This window comes from Povalibacter sp. (assembly GCF_036520495.1).
GTDB lineage: Bacteria > Pseudomonadota > Gammaproteobacteria > Steroidobacterales > Steroidobacteraceae > Steroidobacter.
Window position 1 is genome coordinate 86,717 of sequence record NZ_DATDJO010000036.1, and the last position, 15,591, is coordinate 102,307.

Here is a 15,591-nt window from a genome sequence, read left to right on the forward strand (position 1 = left end):
CTCTGGTTGCTTCAGATGGATTCCACCGAGGGCTCTCCTGAGAGTCACCGTCTACGCGGAAATGACTGATCTGGAACCAATCAAACCTTAGTACTCGATGTGCACCCGTTCGCTGGCGTCACGGTAACCCTTGGCCCGTAGCCGCCGAGATTCTCCAGCGTAACGTTGTGATGAGCCGAGATCTGGGCGGCGGACAGAACGCCGTTGTCCAAGGTGGTGTGTGCATCTGCGACCAGTGTGACGGGATAGCCCAGCGCCAGGGCTCCACGGACCGTCGAATCTATGCAGAACTCGCTTTGCAAGCCACAAATTATCAGGTTGCTGATTCCGCGGGCTTGCAACGTTGAATGAAGCTCCGTTCGATAGAAGGAGTCCGACCCGGTCTTGCGAATGCGGATGTCTTCTGGCTGCACTGCGAGACGTTCGTAGAGCTGCCAGGCTTCAGTTCCAAAGCGCAGTGGCCCTTCATCTTCCTCGTACTGAATGAGCACCACCGGGATCCCGGCGAGCCTGGCTCTGCCAGATAGGGCATTGATACGATCTACAACGTTGTCGATATCAAAGGCAGCCCATTCGCCAGTGCACAGGCCCGTCTGCACGTCGATGATGAGTAGCGCGGATTTCATGGCGGTTGGTTTGAGGCCCCATGCCGGCGCTCAGCCGCGTACGGCTTCGCACCTCGGCACCAGGCATTCATGGCTATGCTCACGTTGCCTCGATCTGGTAGACATCGATGAGATCTCCCGCGGATCAAGATAGCTCCGCCGGCTGCAAGTGACAATGGTCAGCCCTCTCCCCAGGACCAGGCGATCACTGCACGCAACGCAAGTGGAGTAACGCCCCTCCCGACGCTACTCTTGCCGCTTGTCCCAGTTGCACATGTCACGAATGATGTCCTTCTCCCAGATACTCAGTTCCATTGCGGGTGATGGCTCGACGTTCCAGGTCACCGTGACCGATGACTGGGCTCAGGGACGCGCGACGTTTGGCGGGCTCATCGCAGCAGTCGGTAATGAAGTGATGCGGCAGCTCGTGCCGCGCGATCGGCCGTTGCGTTCGTTGCAGACCACGTTCGTGGGGCCAGCGACGGCAGGAACATGGCAAGTCACCGCACGCGTGCTGCGCGTCGGCAGGGCTGTTTCGCTGGCGCAATGCGAGATCATCGATGCAGGTCAGGTCGTCGCGACGCTGGTGGGTGCCTATGGCGGCACGCGGCCATCAGCGGTGTCGGTTAAGCTGCGGCCGCAGTCCGCAACGCGCGGTGTCGAAGAGTGTCGCGAGGTTGGTTACAAGGACGGCGCGCCGAAGTTCACGCAGCATTTCGCGATGCGCTGGTCGGAGGGCGCGAAACCGTTTTCCGGTTCGCCGCAGACGCCGACCAAGGTGTTCATTCGTCATCGCGATCCGGCGCCGTTGACCGAATCGCATGTGGTCGCGCTCGTCGACTGCATTCCGTCGCCCGCGATCTCGATGTTCCAGGCGCCGGCGCCGGCGAGTTCGTTGATCTGGACGCTCGAACTGCTCGAGCATCGTTTCGATTTTCCGCCGGACGCCTGGTGGCGCATCGACACCGATATCGATGCCGCCGGTGAAGGGTATGTGAGCCAGACCGGACTATTGATCGATCCCGAAGGCCGACCCGCGGCGCTGACGCGGCAGCTGGTGGCGGTGTTTGGCTAGGAAGGTACTAGGCGCTAGGCGCTAGGGCGGCAATGCAGCGGCGGAATACCAACGCGCGTGCTATCCGGTCCTTCTTCGCCTAGCACCTAGCACCTGGAGCCTCTCCTACCAGATCTTCACCCGCTTCTCGGGCGCCAGGTACAGCTTGTCCTCCGGCTTCACGGCAAACGCCTCGTACCACGCATCCATGTTGCGTACGACACCCTGCACGCGGAACAGGCCTGGGCTGTGCGGATTGCTCATGACCTGATTACGCAGCGCGGCGTCGCGATTCAACTCGCGCCAGGCCTGCGCCCAGGACAGGAAGAAGCGCTGATCGCCGCTGAAATTGTCGAGCGCCGGCGCCGGCTGGCCACCCAGTGACATGTGGTAAGCCTCGAGTGCGACGGTGAGTCCGCCGAGATCGCCGATGTTCTCGCCGACGGTCAGGCGGCCGTTCAAGTGGAGACCGGGCAGCGCTTCGTACTGGTCGTACTGGCCGACGAGCGCGTCGACGAGCTTCTTGAACGCCGTCTCGTCCTGCGGTTTCCACCACGTGCGCAGGACACCCTTGGCATCGGACTTCGAGCCCTGATCGTCGAAGCCGTGACCCATCTCGTGGCCGATCACGCCGCCGATGGCGCCGTAGTTGATGGCGGGATCGGCATGCGGATCGAAGTACGGCGCCTGCAGGATCGCCGCAGGGAACACGATCTCGTTGAACGTCGGGTTGTAGTAGGCGTTGACGGTCTGCGGCGTCATGAACCATTCGTCCTTGTCGGTTGGACGGCCCAGGCGATCGAGCTCGAACTTCGCATTGAAGACGCGCGAGCGGATCGTGTTACCAAAGGCATCGCCGGCCTTGATCTCGAGACCCGAATAATCCTTCCACTTGTCCGGGTAGCCGATTTTCGGCCGGAAGGTGTCGAGTTTTTCCATCGCAATCTTCTTGGTGTCGGCGCTCATCCACGGCAACGATTCGATGCGCTGGCGGTAGGCGCGACGCAGGTTCTCCACCAGGTCGAGCATCTGCTGCTTGGACTGCGGCGGGAAATGCTTCTGCACGTACAGTTGTCCCAGCACTTCACCGAGCGAGCCGTCGAGTGTCTGCACGGCGCGCTTCCAGCGTTCGCGCTTTTCCTGTTGCCCGTTGAGCGTACGTCCGTAGAAATCGAAGCGCTCGTCGTCGACGGCCGGCGGCAACACGGCCGCATGCGTGACGACGAAGTTGTACTTGAGATAGCTCTGCCAGGTTTCCACCGGCACGGTCGTGAAGAACTTGCCGAGCGCATCGACCGCATCGAGTTCACTGACCACGAACTCCTTCTGTTCATTGAAGCCGGCCGCCGACAGGATCGCGGCCCAGGGATATTTGCCGCCAAGCTTGTCGAGTTGTTCGCGCGTACGCAGGTTGTAGGTCAGTTCACGTTCGCGTCGTTTGGCAACGGGCCAGTGACGCCTGGCGATCTGCGTTTCGAGATCGAGGACCGCCTGGGCCTGCTTCGCGGCGTCCTGCTCGCGGGCCATCGTCAGGACCTTCTCCACGTGCGCAACGAACTTCTCGCGAATCGCCTTCAGTTCGGCGTCGTCCTTCAGGTAGTAATCGCGGTCGGGCAGGCTGAGCCCGGCCTGGCCGATGCCGACGATGTAGCGATCCGGATTCTTTTCGTCGATCGTGACCTCGGCATTGATCGGCGTCTGCAATCCCAGATCCGGTCGGCCCATGAGGGTGGCGATATCGGCGTGCGTCTTGGCTGCGGCGATATCCTTGAGTGCGGCGCGCGCAGGCGTCATGCCTGCCAGGTCGATGGCAGCGACATCGATGTAGGACGAATAGAAGTCACGCACCTTCTGTTCGGGGCTGCCGTCCGGCGCCTTCGCCGGCAGCGACTTGATGATCTCCTGGATGTCACCCTCCGCTTCGAGGGCGAGTTCGGTGAACGCGCCCCAGCGGGTCAGGTCCGGGGGAATCGTATTGCTGGCCAGCCATTTGCCATTGGCGTATTTGTAGAAGTCATCGCCGGGTTTGACGCTCGTGTCCATCCCGGTGATATCGAAGCCCCAGCTGCCGATGGCGGCTTGCGGCGGCGCCGCTGCCTGTTGAGCGGGGTCGGGGGAACGCGAGCATCCGCCCAGGACCAGGGTCAGCAACGCCATGCAGACGGTATCGACGCGCAGCATCGGTAACTTCATCGGTGATATCTCCGGGACCCGCAAGGGTGAATCGTGAGTTTTGCTTCTGCGGGCCGCCGGCAAGCCTACCCGTTGCACAAGGCGCCCGACAACCAGCGTTGCGCCCAATTCATGTATCACCAGTTGCGTCGTCATCGTCGGACCTTCGCTGTACACAATGCGAGGCCTGGGGCAGTGTCCGTCTGCCGTTGACCAGTGTCCGGAGTTGCCATGCGTATACTCATCGCCCTGCTGATCTGTGGCTGGCTGACGCCCGCCGCCGCCACCGATGACTTCAAGGTCATCAAACTCGAACAGGACATGCGCAATCTCGAACGCGAGGTGCGCGATCTGCAGCGGCAGCTGGCCGATCTGCAGCAACGCAGCCGCTCCGGGATAGGGACACGGCCAACCGCCGCGCCGGAGGCGTCCTCTCTTTCGAGCAATTCCGGACAGTGGCTCAATGCCGCCAACTGGAAACGAGTCAACGTGGGTATGGAAGAACTCGAAGTGCTCTCGCTGCTCGGCCCGCCGACGTCGCTGCGCGGCGCGGCCGATTCACCCTCGCGCACACTGATGTACGCAATGGAGATCGGCTCGTCAGGATTCCTGAGCGGCAGCGTTCAGTTGAAGGATCGCGTCGTCGTCGAGGTGTCTCCGCCTGTACTTCGCTGAAGAGGAACAAGCCGGAGTAACCGCATAGAACGCAAAAATCGCAAAAATCGGAGAAGAAGAGCTTCAAGGCAACCAACAGCGTCCTTCCATTTGCGCTCTATGCGTTCTATGCGGTTACTTCCAGCTCCTACTTCCTGCTCCGTCCTCCCGAACGCGGACGGCACAGTCGTTCGAAGCCGCTCGCGATGAACGGCACCATGCGCGCGTGGATTGCGGTGAAATCACCGGACTTGCACAGTCCGTTCGACAGGCGATCGATGCGGCCGGTCTGTGACAGGGTCAGGGTCAGTGCACCAGACAGGAAGTGGTAGCTCCAGTAGAGATCCTTTTCGTCGGCCTCCGGCAGGGCCTTGCGCAAGGCATCCAGCAGGCGATGGATTACGCGGTCGAAGGTCTTTCCCATGGTTTCGCCGCCCCAGACCGGGGTGTTGTTCACCTGCGCGACCAGCGCGAAGTAGTTGTGCCAGCCCGGATCGCCCTGTGCGGCCCGCAGGTGCATGGGCTCGAGGAAGGAATTGATCACGCCTTCGACGGTGATGGCCGACCCCGCCGAGCGCTCGTAGGCATCGATCGAGTCGATGCGTTCCTTGTTCATGATCTCCGCGCGGCGCGCGAACACTGCGTCGAACAATCCACGCTTGGTATCGAAGTAATAATGCAGCAGCGCGGTATCGACCCTGGCCTGCTCGGCGACTTCGCGGATCGTGACGCCCCAGAAACCGTGCGCAGAAAACTGGGCCTCGGCGGCGTCGAGAATCCGCTCGCGCGAATCCGGCGTCATGTCATCGCGCGCTGGTCGGCCCGGAGGCCGGCCGCGTCGTCGCGGCTGAGCCGCAACCACGGCACGTGCCTTGGTCCGCACTGGCTTGTTCTTTTTTGCTTTCGCTTTCACGTCATCCTCTCCTCAAGGATTTCGCCCGTGACGCCGTCGATACACTGACCCTTCGGACGCTGCCACACACGGGCGTAAATCACTATCGGCACAGTATGCTTCGCCGCGCCGCAAAATATTTCATCAGACAATGAATATTTGACAACCCGCGCGGGCCCGGAGCAATCTCGCCATAAATCATCGCCTGATGAATAAAAGCGATGAGACATTCGTACTGGCTGGTATCGGGGGATTTCAGCATGTCTGCTTCTACATCGCGTTCGCTTCTGTCCTGCGCCGTAGCCGCTACCGTGGCCGCCGGGGCCTTCGTCGACTCAGCACCCGTTCGGGCCGCCGATGCGGCGGCACAGAATCAACTCGCCATCGAGAACGTCGTCGTCACTGCACGGCGACGCGAAGAAAGCCTGCAGGACGTGCCGGTGGCCATCACCGCACTAACCGCCGATCAGTTGCAGAATCAGAACGTGCGCACGCTCGAAGACATGACGGCCTTCGCGCCGAATATCAAAGTCAGTGCCGGCCGCGCCACCAGCAGCACGATCAACGCGTATATCCGCGGCGTCGGCCAGAACGATCCGCTCTGGGGATTCGAACCTGGCGTCGGTATCTATCTCGACGACGTCTACATCGCGCGGCCACAGGGTGCGCTGCTCGATGTCTACGACGTGGATCGCATCGAAGTGCTGCGCGGTCCGCAGGGTACGCTTTACGGCAAGAACACCATCGCTGGCGCCATCAAGTACGTCACGCGCGACATCGTGGGCGATCCCGCATTGAATGCGACGCTGACGGCTGGCAGCCACAACCAGCTCGACGCCAAACTCGGCGGCTCGGTGCCGGTCGTCGCCGATCACATGTACCTCGGCGCTGCAGTGGCCTACCTGCAGCGCGACGGCTACGGGGAAATCGTCGACGACGGCAGCACGCGCCTGTTCACGCGCCCCGGCCAGGACGTATCCGACAAGGACGTGCTGGCTGCACGCGCCAACGCGACCTTCCTGTGGGGCAACGACAGCAAGCTGAAAGTGCTGGCCGACTACATCAAGGACGATTCGAACGCCGCGGGCGGTCAGCGCCTGAACGATATCGTCCAGCCGCGACTCAACGATCGCTACGATCAGCGCACCGACATGCCGGTCGATCAGGATCAGTTCGAGACCAAGGGCGTCAGCGCGACCTACACGCAATCGCTGGGCGCAACGCTGGACCTGAAGATCGTCGGCGCCTACCGCGAGGGCGAAGGCAATCAGTTCATCGACTTCGAGGAACTCGCCGGCAACTACTTCCAGGTGCCCGCGCAATACTCCGATGATCAGACCAGCGGTGAAGTGCAAGTCACCTACACCGGCGACCGGCTCAAGGGCGTGGCCGGCGTGTACTACTTCACCGGGACAGCGAGCGGCGCGTTCGACGCCTCGCTCGGCGCGCTCAGTCTGACGTCACTGACCCGCGGTTCGGTCGATACCGACAGCCTTGCGGTGTATTTCGATACCACGTTCTCGCTCACCGAGCGCCTCAACCTGAACCTGGGAGCGCGCTGGAACGAAGACGACAAGACGGCAGACGTCTTCGTGCAGCAGTACATCGGCTATCTGCCATCGAACGCCACCTTGTTCGATCAGAACAACGTTCCGGCCGGCTTCGTGGCATTCGGGCCGCCCAGCTCCAACTACACCAACAGCCGCAAGTTCTCCGACGTCTCACCGCGCGTCGGCGTGGACTTCAAGTTCAACGACGACGTGCTGACCTACATCGGCTACAGCAAGGGCTTCAAGAGCGGCGGCTTCGACATGCGCGGCAACCAGGCGCTGTTCCCGCAGACCGTCGACGGCTACGACTCGGAGATCGCCAACAACTTCGAGGCCGGTATCAAGTCGACGCTGCTCGACGGCACGCTGCAGCTCAACCTGACTGTGTTCTACACCCCGTACGAGGATGTGCAGGTCACGACGCAACAGTTCCAGCTGCTGAATGGCATCCCCACCAATGCCACCGCGGTGCTCAATGCCGGCAAGCAGTTGAACAAGGGCGTCGAGCTCGAATCGCAGTGGCGCCCCGTGTCCGGACTCACGCTCGCGTTGAACGTCGGCTGGCTGGACGCCGAGTTCGAGGAATTCATCTACAGCTGCAATCCTGCCGTCGCCGTCGTTCCCGCCTGCCGTCCGGACGGGACGCGCGACATCAGCTCCATCAGCGAGCCGCTGAATTCGCCCGAGTGGACCGCGTTCCTCGGTGCGACCTATGAATGGTCGATCGGTCAGGGGCTGGCCATCGCACACGCGGGTTACCAGTACCGCACCAAGACGCACGTGGCGACGACGCTGGTGGCTCCCGTCGAGTCACCGACCGTGCAGCCGAACTACGACATCCTCGATATGGGCGTGTCGTACACGACTGCCGGCGGCGCGTGGCGCTTCTCGCTCGACGGCAAGAATGTGCTGGACGAGGAGTATCGCGTGGCAGGCTACGAGTTCGGCGTCGTGCCAGCGCAAGGCGCACCACAGATCGGCTTCTACGGCGCGCCACGCACGGTGGCGTTCAGCGCGAGCTATCGTTACTGACTCACCCCGAGACGACGCACGCAGGCCTTCACGTGCGTCGTTTCAAGCGGAGTCAAACGCCGATATCCTGCGCGCCCCTTCCACTACGACCCAACCGACTCCCACCGTTCATGATCCGCAGCATTCTCATCACAGGCGCCGCCAGCGGCATCGGACTGGCGTTGGCCCAGCGCTTCGTCGCCACGGGCCAGCGCGTCATCGCCTGCGATCTGCACGAGGCGGCGCTCGAGAAAGTCCGCGGGGAAATCGGCGGCACGATCCGCACGCTGGCATTCGATGTCGCCGACGCGCGCCAGATCGAAGCGGCCATGGCGCAGGTGCATGACGATCCGCCCGCGATCCTCATCAACAACGCCGGCCTGCAGCACGTGTCGCCGCTGGAAGAGTTTCCGCCGGAAAAATGGCAGCAGCTGATCGCGGTGATGCTGACGGGTCCGGCGCTGCTGACCCGCGCCGCGCTGCCCGCAATGCGCGCACGCAACTACGGCCGCATCGTGAACATCGGATCCATTCACGGGCTGATCGCCTCGCCGTTCAAGAGCGCGTACGTGGCCGCGAAGCACGGCCTGATCGGCTTCAGCAAATCCATCGCACTCGAAACCGGCGACAGCGACATCACGATCAACACCGTCTGTCCCAGCTACGTCAAGACGCCGCTGGTCGAATCGCAGATTGCCGCGCTGGCAGCGACTCATCACCTGACGCCCGAACGGGTGGTCGAGGAGATCATGCTCAAGCCAATGCCGAAGCGACAGTTCATCACCCTCGAAGAACTCACGGGCACCGTTGAATTCCTGCTGAGCGATGCGGCCCGCAACATCACCGGTCAGTGCATCACGCTGGATGGCGGCTGGACGGCGCAGTAGGCCTTACGAAGAACGAAGATCTCCACGGGGAACGCGGGGAGCACAGGGTTCGGAAAAGATAATCTTCTCCGTGACATCCCGTTCTTCGGTGGGTCCGGCTTTCCCGCGGGACTTCCTTCGGTCGTAGCCGGACAATCCTCGATCCCCAGATGTCCGACTGAAGTCGGACCCACAGAAAAACAACTCAGACTGTCTTGAGTCAGCACCATTGGGTTATGACTAACGGGAATCCCACGAGGACGCCGGACCCAAAGCAGGAATTCTGAGCTTCCTCTAATCTCCGTGATCTCCGTGATCTCCGTGTGAACTCCGTTCCTGACGAACTCAGCATGCACTCGCCATCGCGCCTGACCCGCACACACAAGATATCGCTGCTCATCGCACTGTATCTGGCGCAGGGCCTGCCTTATGGATTCTTTACGCAGGCGCTGCCGGTGCTGCTGCGCGAGGCGGGTTACTCGCTCAAGGCGATCAGTGCGCTGAGCCTGCTGTACCTGCCCTGGGCGCTGAAATTCCTGTGGGCGCCGTGGCTCGATCATCGGGGTACGCCGCGGCGCTGGCTGCTGACCCTGCAAGGCGCTTCCATCGTCGCCGCGTTGTCGCTGACGCAGCTCGAGCTGGATCATGGATTGATCGTCGTATTGGTCGCGGCCTTCGTCTTCAACATCATCGCCGCGTCGCAGGACGTCGTGACCGACGGGCTGGCGGTGCGGATGCTCGATGCGCACGAGCGTGGCTATGCGAACGGTATCCAGGTGGGCGCGTATCGACTCGGCATGATCTTCGGCGCGGGTGTGCTGCTGATCGTGTTTGCCCGCACCAGCTGGTCGGTGATGTTTGCCTGTATGGCCGTGCTGCTGGCGTTGACGATGCTGCCGGTGTTGTCGCTGCCGGCCACGCCGCGATCGAGCGTCGCCACCATGAGCGCGAAGGCACTGTTGGTCGCCTGGCTTCGACGCATGCTGATGCCTGGCATGCTGGGCTTCGCCGCGCTCGTGTTCTGCTATCGCTTCGGCGACGCCATGGTGTCGAACGTCCTCGGTCCCTTTCTGTCCGACTCGGGCCTGGACAAGGAAACCATCGGCTGGATGAAGGGCACGGTCGGCAACGCGACGAGCCTCCTCGGCGCCGCGCTCGGCGGCTGGTATGTCTTTCGGGTTTCACGTCGCCAGGCGCTGCTGGTCACCGGTCTCGCACAGGCGCTGACCTTCGTGCTGTACGTGGTCGCATCGTTCGGGGTCGGCGGTACGACGCTGCTATGGGTTGCCACGGTCGCCGAAAGCGTCATCGGCACGACCGCGACCGTCGCGCTGTTCACGCTGATGATGGACGCCTCGGACCCGGAACACGCGGGCACCGACTACACGCTTTTCGCCAGTTTTTTCGTGGTCGTGAACAGTGCTGGCACCCTGGCATCGGCAACGATCGTCGATGCGTTCGGGTACGCACCTGCCTTCATCGTGGGGACCGTACTCGCGGTGGCCGGCGTGCTCACGCTCGTGAGAGTACTGGATCGCCAGCCGACCTCGGCTCGCATCGCGGACGCCTGGCGGTGATCGCAGGCGCTCAGTCCTGAAGCAGCGCTGCCGTCGGGACTTCGAGAAAGAAGGTCGCGCCCGAACCGACGGTGCTCTGTGCCCACACCCTGCCGCCCATCCGCTCGACGGCTTTGCGAACCAACGCGAGGCCAATGCCCGTGCCCGGGTACTGGTCGTCGCGATGCAGCCGCTGGAACACGTTGAAAATCCGATCGTGATACGTCATGTCGAAACCGATGCCGTTGTCCTTGATGATCAGCAGCGCACCGTCCCCTGATCGCTGCGCACGCACCTCGATGGCAGGCGCTGCGGCGCCGCTCGAATACTTGAGCGCGTTGCCGAGCAGATTGCGCAGCGCCAGCGCCAGGCCATCGGTATCGAGGAACAGCGTCAGCGGCTCGACAGCCACCGTCATGGCGACGCTGCGACGTTCGATCTCGTCGGCGTATTCGTCGACGACCGACTGCACCAAAGGCTGCAGGTCCATGTGTCTCGAATTGAGTTCGCGGCGTTCGATGTTGGCGTACGACAGCAGATCGTCGATCAATGCCGCCATCTTGATGGCGCCGCCGCGGATGCGCTTCAGATGCGCGTCGGCTTGCGGACTGACCTGCCCGCCGAGTTCGTCGCGCAGCAGGTGCGCAAAGCCGTCGATGGCGCGCAACGGCGCTTTCAGGTCGTGCGCCACGGCATAGGAGAATCCTTCCAGTTCGCCGTAGGCACGTTGCAACTGCGCGGTTCTGTCGGCGACACGCTTTTCCAGCGCCACCGTCAGATCGCGATAGCGTACCTCGCTGTCGCGCAGCTCCATGTTCGCTTCGTTGAGCCGGCGGTTAGCCTCCATGATCTCGTTGTTGAGTCGCTGCGCATCCTGCTGGATGAGCGCTTCGCGCACCCCCAGGATGATGGCGAACAGAATGAACAGCGCCGCCGTCCAGATCAGGACCCTTGGCGTCAACGTCTCGGAACTCAGGATACCGACACTGATCATGATGATGATGAGCAGCGCGGGTACGACGGCTTCGAGCCAGCGCTCACGCCGCAACAGTCGACGCGACAAACTGGCCGGTCGATCTGTGCGCAGCGAGCCGCGCTCGGCCGCGGCCCACGAAATCAGCCCGAACAGCAGCAGCCAGCTCGCATTCACGATGTCGCCGGGCAGGTAGGTCGACAGCATGAGTGAACGGATATAGACGAGCGTGCAGATGGCATAGATGCCAAAGCCCACGACCAGCTTCAGCATCACGCTCCAGGTGCTGGCCCAGCGATACGTCCACAGTGAGTAGAGCGCATAGAGGAACATGAAGGCGCTGCCGAGGCAGTGAAACGCAGCGAGCCAGAGCAGGGTGTGCGGCGCTCCGGACCCGATGGCAGGTTCGATCAGACCCAGCACGACGGTCATCGCCAGACAGCACAGCACGAGCGCCACGTTGCCGAGTTGCTTTGGCATGAACGGCGCACCCTGGTGCCCGTCGGACAACTGGCTGATGGCCGCGATCGCCAGCAACGGAAACGACGAGTAGAAAATCTGCCCGATGCCGAAGAACGGCATCGGCATGCCCAGGACCAGTTCGTTGTAGTTCCAGACACACTGGCCGATGCCCCAGCTGCCGCAGCCCGCACCCAGCAGCCACCACCCCCGCGCTGCTTCGCCGCCGACCCGGCGGGCCGTCCACAGGCAGCTCCAGCACGCCACGATGGCGGCCACCATCCAGCTTACGTCGTTGATCCAGACTTTCGTGGCATCACCTGCGCTGGCGATGGCGACGAGGTACAGGACGATGCCGGCCAGCCATGCGGCGGCGATGGAAGACGTGACTGCGATGGGCATCCGGGAATGCTGGCTTCTTGCGTGTTTCCCCAGAGCCGGAGAATGCGTGAAGCCGGCGGCAAAACCAACCGGCCGACTACACCATCGCGCGGGCGAACTGCAGGATGCGGCCCCTGGCTTCGATCTCCGCGCCGCCGGCGCGACAAGCGAGTTCCGTGCGCTCGTAACCCTGCGCCGCCATGCGCTTGCTGAACTGGCCGCGATAACCGCGGCCCGCATCGGCCACCAGCACTTGCGCCTGCGGTTTGGCGTGACGTTCGATGAAGCCGGCCAGCAGCACCACGTGATCGGGTTCGTAGAGAACGTCGCTGCCGATCATGAGATCGAACTGACCCAGCGAATCATCGGTGTCGCCCCACGGTGCACTGCGGTAGGTGATGGGCGCCAGGTCATTGAGGCTGGCGTTGTGCCGCAGGAATTCTTCCGCGAGCGGATGATTGTCGCTCGCCGTGATGTCCGCACCCCGGCGCTGCAACACCAGACTCGACATGGCCATGCCGCATCCCATCTCGAGGACGCGCAGGCCCTCGACCGGAAACCGGGTCATCTCTTCGGCCAGCGCCATACCCACGGGCCAGATCATGCCGAAAATCGGCCACGTCGCCGACGAAATGCCCGCGCGTTCCGCCTCACCGTCGGGATCATGAAACTGCTGCCGATCGGCGAGGATGCGCAGCTGCAAGGGAATGCCGCCGATCTGCAGTGAAACGATCTGTGTGTTGTAGCCGATCAAGATGGTTGAAAGTTGATAGTGGATAGTTGAAAGCGCTGCAGAGGGCACACCGTGCTGCTCGTCCTCGTTATCAACTATCCACTATCAACTATCAACCAGGATCACTATCAACTATCAGAGGATTCTTTCGATCGAACGCACCTTGCCGTCCACGATCGTGATCTGGATAGGCGCAGCCCGACTGCCGCGATCGTAGGTCCAGGTTTCGATCACGCTCGTGCCGACTTCGACCAGTGCGCCGTTCAGGTTGCGGGCACGCACTTCCTCTTCGCGCGTTTCCTTCGCCGTCGGTTCGCCGCACTTCGCCAGGATCTCATCCCGCGCCATGGATGAATTCACGATCGAGCTGCCGCAGCGAATGGTTTCGTCGGCATGCACGGTGGCTGCGATGGCCAGCGTCATCAGGATCGGGATTGCGGTCCGCATGGTGTCTCCGGGCGTCTGGTACGGCGAGGCCACGACTCTATCGCCTCGCCGTCATCGGGGCATCCGTCATCGCAGGATACGGTTCTCGCGCAGCGGCGAACGCACCATGAAGCCTTCATCCGGCGATTCGCCGAACTGCGTCTTGCCCAGCGCCACCGGCCCACTCGGCGCAGTCGGGCACGTACCGTTGGCGCGGTACTGCAATGCCGCAGCAAGTCGTGCTTCGTTGATATCGCCGAGCGGACGACTGAAGTCATCGCGCACGGAGCAGCCGGGGATCTTCTCGCCAGCGGCGCCGACGACATTCAGGGGCGAGAAGCCATCACTGTAATCACCGAAGGTCTTGGCGTTCACGCCCTTGAACTGGATCGTGAAGTACGTGGTGCCGCAGTTCGGCGCGGGATAGAAGCCATACGGCTTGCCGCAGGTCGTGCCGCCAATCTGGATCACCTCCACGTCGACGCCGCGCAGGCTGTTGATGATGGATTCACTGGCCGAGCAGGTGCCCGAGCCAGTCAGCACGTAGACGCGCCCAAAATCGAGCGTGGGCAGCGCCGCGCCGGTGTCGGCGGAGAATCCCTGCGTGGTGGTGTGGAACGGGATCGGTGTCAGCGCCCTGCCGGTCACCGGATCCGTGTTGGGGTATTTGTCATTGAACGCGAGGCGTTCGAAGGTCTTGGCATTGGTGCGGCTCGGGCCCGCGATCATGAAGGCAAGCTCGCTCGCGATATCGAGATAGCCGCCGCCGTTGTAGCGAAGATCGAGCACCAGATCGGTCGCACCCGCCGTCTTGAGCGCATTGATGGCATTGATCAGCTGGGACTCGGCGGTGGCGATGTGATCGTTGAACAGCAGGTAGCCCACGCGATCGGTCGTCGGGTTGATGACATACGCATTCTGAACCGGGACGGACGTGATGCTGGCGGATGTCATCGACACGGTTCGCTGCGTGCCAGTGACGCTGCGCAAAAGGAATCGATGCATCTGGCCCGTGCCTTCCGGGAATAGTCCTGCGTTCAGCGTATTGAAATCGTTGCCCGATACTGCGTCGGCACCATCGACCTGCAGCACCTCATCGCCGCGTTGCACTCCCTGCGCCGCAGCCGGTGAATTGGGCTCGACGTAGGCGACTCGAATTTCGCGCGGCGGCGACGCAGCCACCAGGAACCACTGAGCGCCATAGCCGGCGGAAACGCCCGACTGAGAAAGCGCCTCCCAATCGGCCGTGGGATACGTGAAGTGAAATTTGTCCTTCGGCGTTCCGGTCACCGTGACCTGCGAAGTCCGCAGCAAGTCGAAGTACTGTTCCGTCGACGCATAGGAGCGTGGATCGAGATCAGGGACCTCGCGGTACCAGAGATACGTGTCGTTGGTCCACGACCGCAGCCAGCTGTTTTCCGCAGCGATCGACCCCGGCTTGTCCGGATAGGCCCGCCCGGTGACTGGGCTGCTGCCGGAGCGCGGCGATGCACACAGGTTCGCCAGACCCGTGTAGGCAGGAAACACGCCTGGTGTATACGTCACCGTACCGCCGGTGCCCCCAGTACCTCCAGTACCGCCAGTGCCACCACCGCCGGTGCCACCCCCACCGCCGCCGCCGCAGGCCGCGAGCGTCAGCAATCCTGCAGACAAGTACACCTGGAGCAGAACGTTCTTGAACGTGCGGTTGCCAGCGGTCATTCCGTCCTCCTGACGGTTCGGAGATCTGGTCGTTACACCCGGGCTGAATGTCCCCGCAATGTAATACACAAGCCCCTCGGTCACACAGGTCTGCATCGCATCGAAACGCGATGCGTGTCACAGGATCTGGCGTTCAGGATCCGGCGTTCAGGAGCGAAGAAGAACGAAAAGATTTCCACGGGGTACACGGGGAAACACGGGGAAACACGATCGAAGGAAATCTCGCGGGACGGGGTCGGAAGAGCGCATTGTTTGCCTTTCTCGTGCCTCGCGTTTCCCGTGTGCCCCGTGGAGATTCCTTATCCTGGATCTCGAATCCCTGCACACGCCAAGTGCCATCGCCCCCTAGGTCAGCTTCGTCCGCTCCACGCCGCAACGCTTGCAGCGCTCGGCACTCACCAGCTTGCCCTGCTTCACATCGAAGCGTCGCTCGCTCAGGTTCTCCCATTTATGAAAGCCGGACGTACACAGCGTCTTGCCCTCGGCGCGCTTCTGTTTGTATTTGCGGAGATTGACGACGACGGGCATGGGAGGAGGCTAACTGGCTAACTGGCTAAC

At 62.4% G+C, this 15,591-nt stretch carries 13 protein-coding genes; 5 read left to right on the forward strand and 8 right to left on the reverse strand.

Annotation, left to right across the window (positions count from 1 at the left end; translation table 11 throughout):
* Nucleotides 1–80: 80 nt before the first annotated feature.
* A complete protein-coding gene (locus VIZ63_RS13575; protein ID WP_331610192.1) occupies nt 81–626 on the reverse strand; it encodes a cysteine hydrolase family protein in 546 nt (181 codons plus the stop codon).
* 262 nt (nt 627–888) lie between these two features.
* Between VIZ63_RS13575 and VIZ63_RS13580 the strand changes: the two genes are divergently transcribed.
* On the forward strand, nt 889–1,680 hold the full coding sequence (locus VIZ63_RS13580) for a thioesterase family protein (protein ID WP_331610193.1): 792 nt from the start codon (nt 889–891) through the stop codon (nt 1,678–1,680).
* 105 nt (nt 1,681–1,785) lie between these two features.
* Here the strand turns inward: VIZ63_RS13580 and VIZ63_RS13585 are convergent, their stop codons facing one another.
* Nucleotides 1,786–3,852, reverse strand: a complete 2,067-nt coding sequence (locus tag VIZ63_RS13585) for a M13 family metallopeptidase (protein ID WP_331610194.1) — start codon at nt 3,850–3,852, stop codon at nt 1,786–1,788.
* Between the two features lie 210 nt (nt 3,853–4,062).
* On the opposite strand from VIZ63_RS13585, the gene VIZ63_RS13590 reads away from it, so the two are divergent.
* Nucleotides 4,063–4,506 (forward strand): hypothetical protein, encoded by a 444-nt coding sequence (locus VIZ63_RS13590; protein WP_331610195.1) that lies wholly within the window; start codon nt 4,063–4,065, stop codon nt 4,504–4,506.
* Between the two features lie 127 nt (nt 4,507–4,633).
* Here the strand turns inward: VIZ63_RS13590 and VIZ63_RS13595 are convergent, their stop codons facing one another.
* Entirely contained in the window at nt 4,634–5,398 is a 765-nt protein-coding gene (locus VIZ63_RS13595) for a TetR/AcrR family transcriptional regulator (protein ID WP_331610196.1), read from the reverse strand.
* 239 nt (nt 5,399–5,637) lie between these two features.
* Between VIZ63_RS13595 and VIZ63_RS13600 the strand changes: the two genes are divergently transcribed.
* The 3 genes from VIZ63_RS13600 to VIZ63_RS13610 all read left to right on the forward strand — a co-directional run bounded on the left by VIZ63_RS13600 (nt 5,638) and on the right by VIZ63_RS13610 (nt 10,381).
* Entirely contained in the window at nt 5,638–7,959 is a 2,322-nt protein-coding gene (locus VIZ63_RS13600; protein ID WP_331610197.1) for a TonB-dependent receptor, read from the forward strand.
* A 110-nt stretch (nt 7,960–8,069) separates the two neighbouring features.
* Nucleotides 8,070–8,825 (forward strand): 3-hydroxybutyrate dehydrogenase, encoded by a 756-nt coding sequence (locus tag VIZ63_RS13605; protein ID WP_331610198.1) that lies wholly within the window; start codon nt 8,070–8,072, stop codon nt 8,823–8,825.
* A 329-nt stretch (nt 8,826–9,154) separates the two neighbouring features.
* Entirely contained in the window at nt 9,155–10,381 is a 1,227-nt protein-coding gene (locus VIZ63_RS13610; RefSeq protein WP_331610199.1) for an MFS transporter, read from the forward strand.
* 10 nt (nt 10,382–10,391) lie between these two features.
* On the opposite strand, the gene VIZ63_RS13615 is transcribed toward VIZ63_RS13610, so the two are convergent.
* The 5 genes from VIZ63_RS13615 to VIZ63_RS13635 form a co-directional block, all read right to left on the reverse strand.
* Nucleotides 10,392–12,194 (reverse strand): sensor histidine kinase, encoded by a 1,803-nt coding sequence (locus tag VIZ63_RS13615; RefSeq protein ID WP_331610200.1) that lies wholly within the window; start codon nt 12,192–12,194, stop codon nt 10,392–10,394.
* 76 nt (nt 12,195–12,270) lie between these two features.
* The gene (locus VIZ63_RS13620) at nt 12,271–12,927 is read right to left on the reverse strand and encodes a hypothetical protein (protein WP_331610201.1); all 657 of its coding nucleotides are present in this window, start codon (nt 12,925–12,927) and stop codon (nt 12,271–12,273) included.
* 114 nt (nt 12,928–13,041) lie between these two features.
* Nucleotides 13,042–13,353 (reverse strand): DUF2845 domain-containing protein, encoded by a 312-nt coding sequence (locus VIZ63_RS13625; RefSeq protein ID WP_331610202.1) that lies wholly within the window; start codon nt 13,351–13,353, stop codon nt 13,042–13,044.
* A gap of 66 nt (nt 13,354–13,419) precedes the next feature.
* Complete coding sequence (locus VIZ63_RS13630) at nt 13,420–15,033, reverse strand: S41 family peptidase (protein ID WP_331610203.1); 1,614 nt, start codon at nt 15,031–15,033, stop codon at nt 13,420–13,422.
* 345 nt (nt 15,034–15,378) lie between these two features.
* Nucleotides 15,379–15,561, reverse strand: a complete 183-nt coding sequence (locus VIZ63_RS13635; RefSeq protein ID WP_331610204.1) for a hypothetical protein — start codon at nt 15,559–15,561, stop codon at nt 15,379–15,381.
* Nucleotides 15,562–15,591 lie beyond the last annotated feature (30 nt).

What these genes read in the sequence shown, in the direction of transcription:
- VIZ63_RS13575 (WP_331610192.1), bottom strand. Translation starts at nt 626, where the DNA reads ATGAAATCCGCGCTACTCATCATCGACGTGCAGACGGGCCTGTGCACT.
- VIZ63_RS13580 (WP_331610193.1), top strand. Translation starts at nt 889, where the DNA reads ATGATGTCCTTCTCCCAGATACTCAGTTCCATTGCGGGTGATGGCTCG.
- VIZ63_RS13585 (WP_331610194.1), bottom strand. Translation starts at nt 3,852, where the DNA reads ATGAAGTTACCGATGCTGCGCGTCGATACCGTCTGCATGGCGTTGCTG.
- VIZ63_RS13590 (WP_331610195.1), top strand. Translation starts at nt 4,063, where the DNA reads ATGCGTATACTCATCGCCCTGCTGATCTGTGGCTGGCTGACGCCCGCC.
- VIZ63_RS13600 (WP_331610197.1), top strand. Translation starts at nt 5,638, where the DNA reads ATGTCTGCTTCTACATCGCGTTCGCTTCTGTCCTGCGCCGTAGCCGCT.
- VIZ63_RS13605 (WP_331610198.1), top strand. Translation starts at nt 8,070, where the DNA reads ATGATCCGCAGCATTCTCATCACAGGCGCCGCCAGCGGCATCGGACTG.
- VIZ63_RS13610 (WP_331610199.1), top strand. Translation starts at nt 9,155, where the DNA reads ATGCACTCGCCATCGCGCCTGACCCGCACACACAAGATATCGCTGCTC.
- VIZ63_RS13615 (WP_331610200.1), bottom strand. Translation starts at nt 12,194, where the DNA reads ATGCCCATCGCAGTCACGTCTTCCATCGCCGCCGCATGGCTGGCCGGC.
- VIZ63_RS13625 (WP_331610202.1), bottom strand. Translation starts at nt 13,353, where the DNA reads ATGCGGACCGCAATCCCGATCCTGATGACGCTGGCCATCGCAGCCACC.
- VIZ63_RS13630 (WP_331610203.1), bottom strand. Translation starts at nt 15,033, where the DNA reads ATGACCGCTGGCAACCGCACGTTCAAGAACGTTCTGCTCCAGGTGTAC.
- VIZ63_RS13635 (WP_331610204.1), bottom strand. Translation starts at nt 15,561, where the DNA reads ATGCCCGTCGTCGTCAATCTCCGCAAATACAAACAGAAGCGCGCCGAG.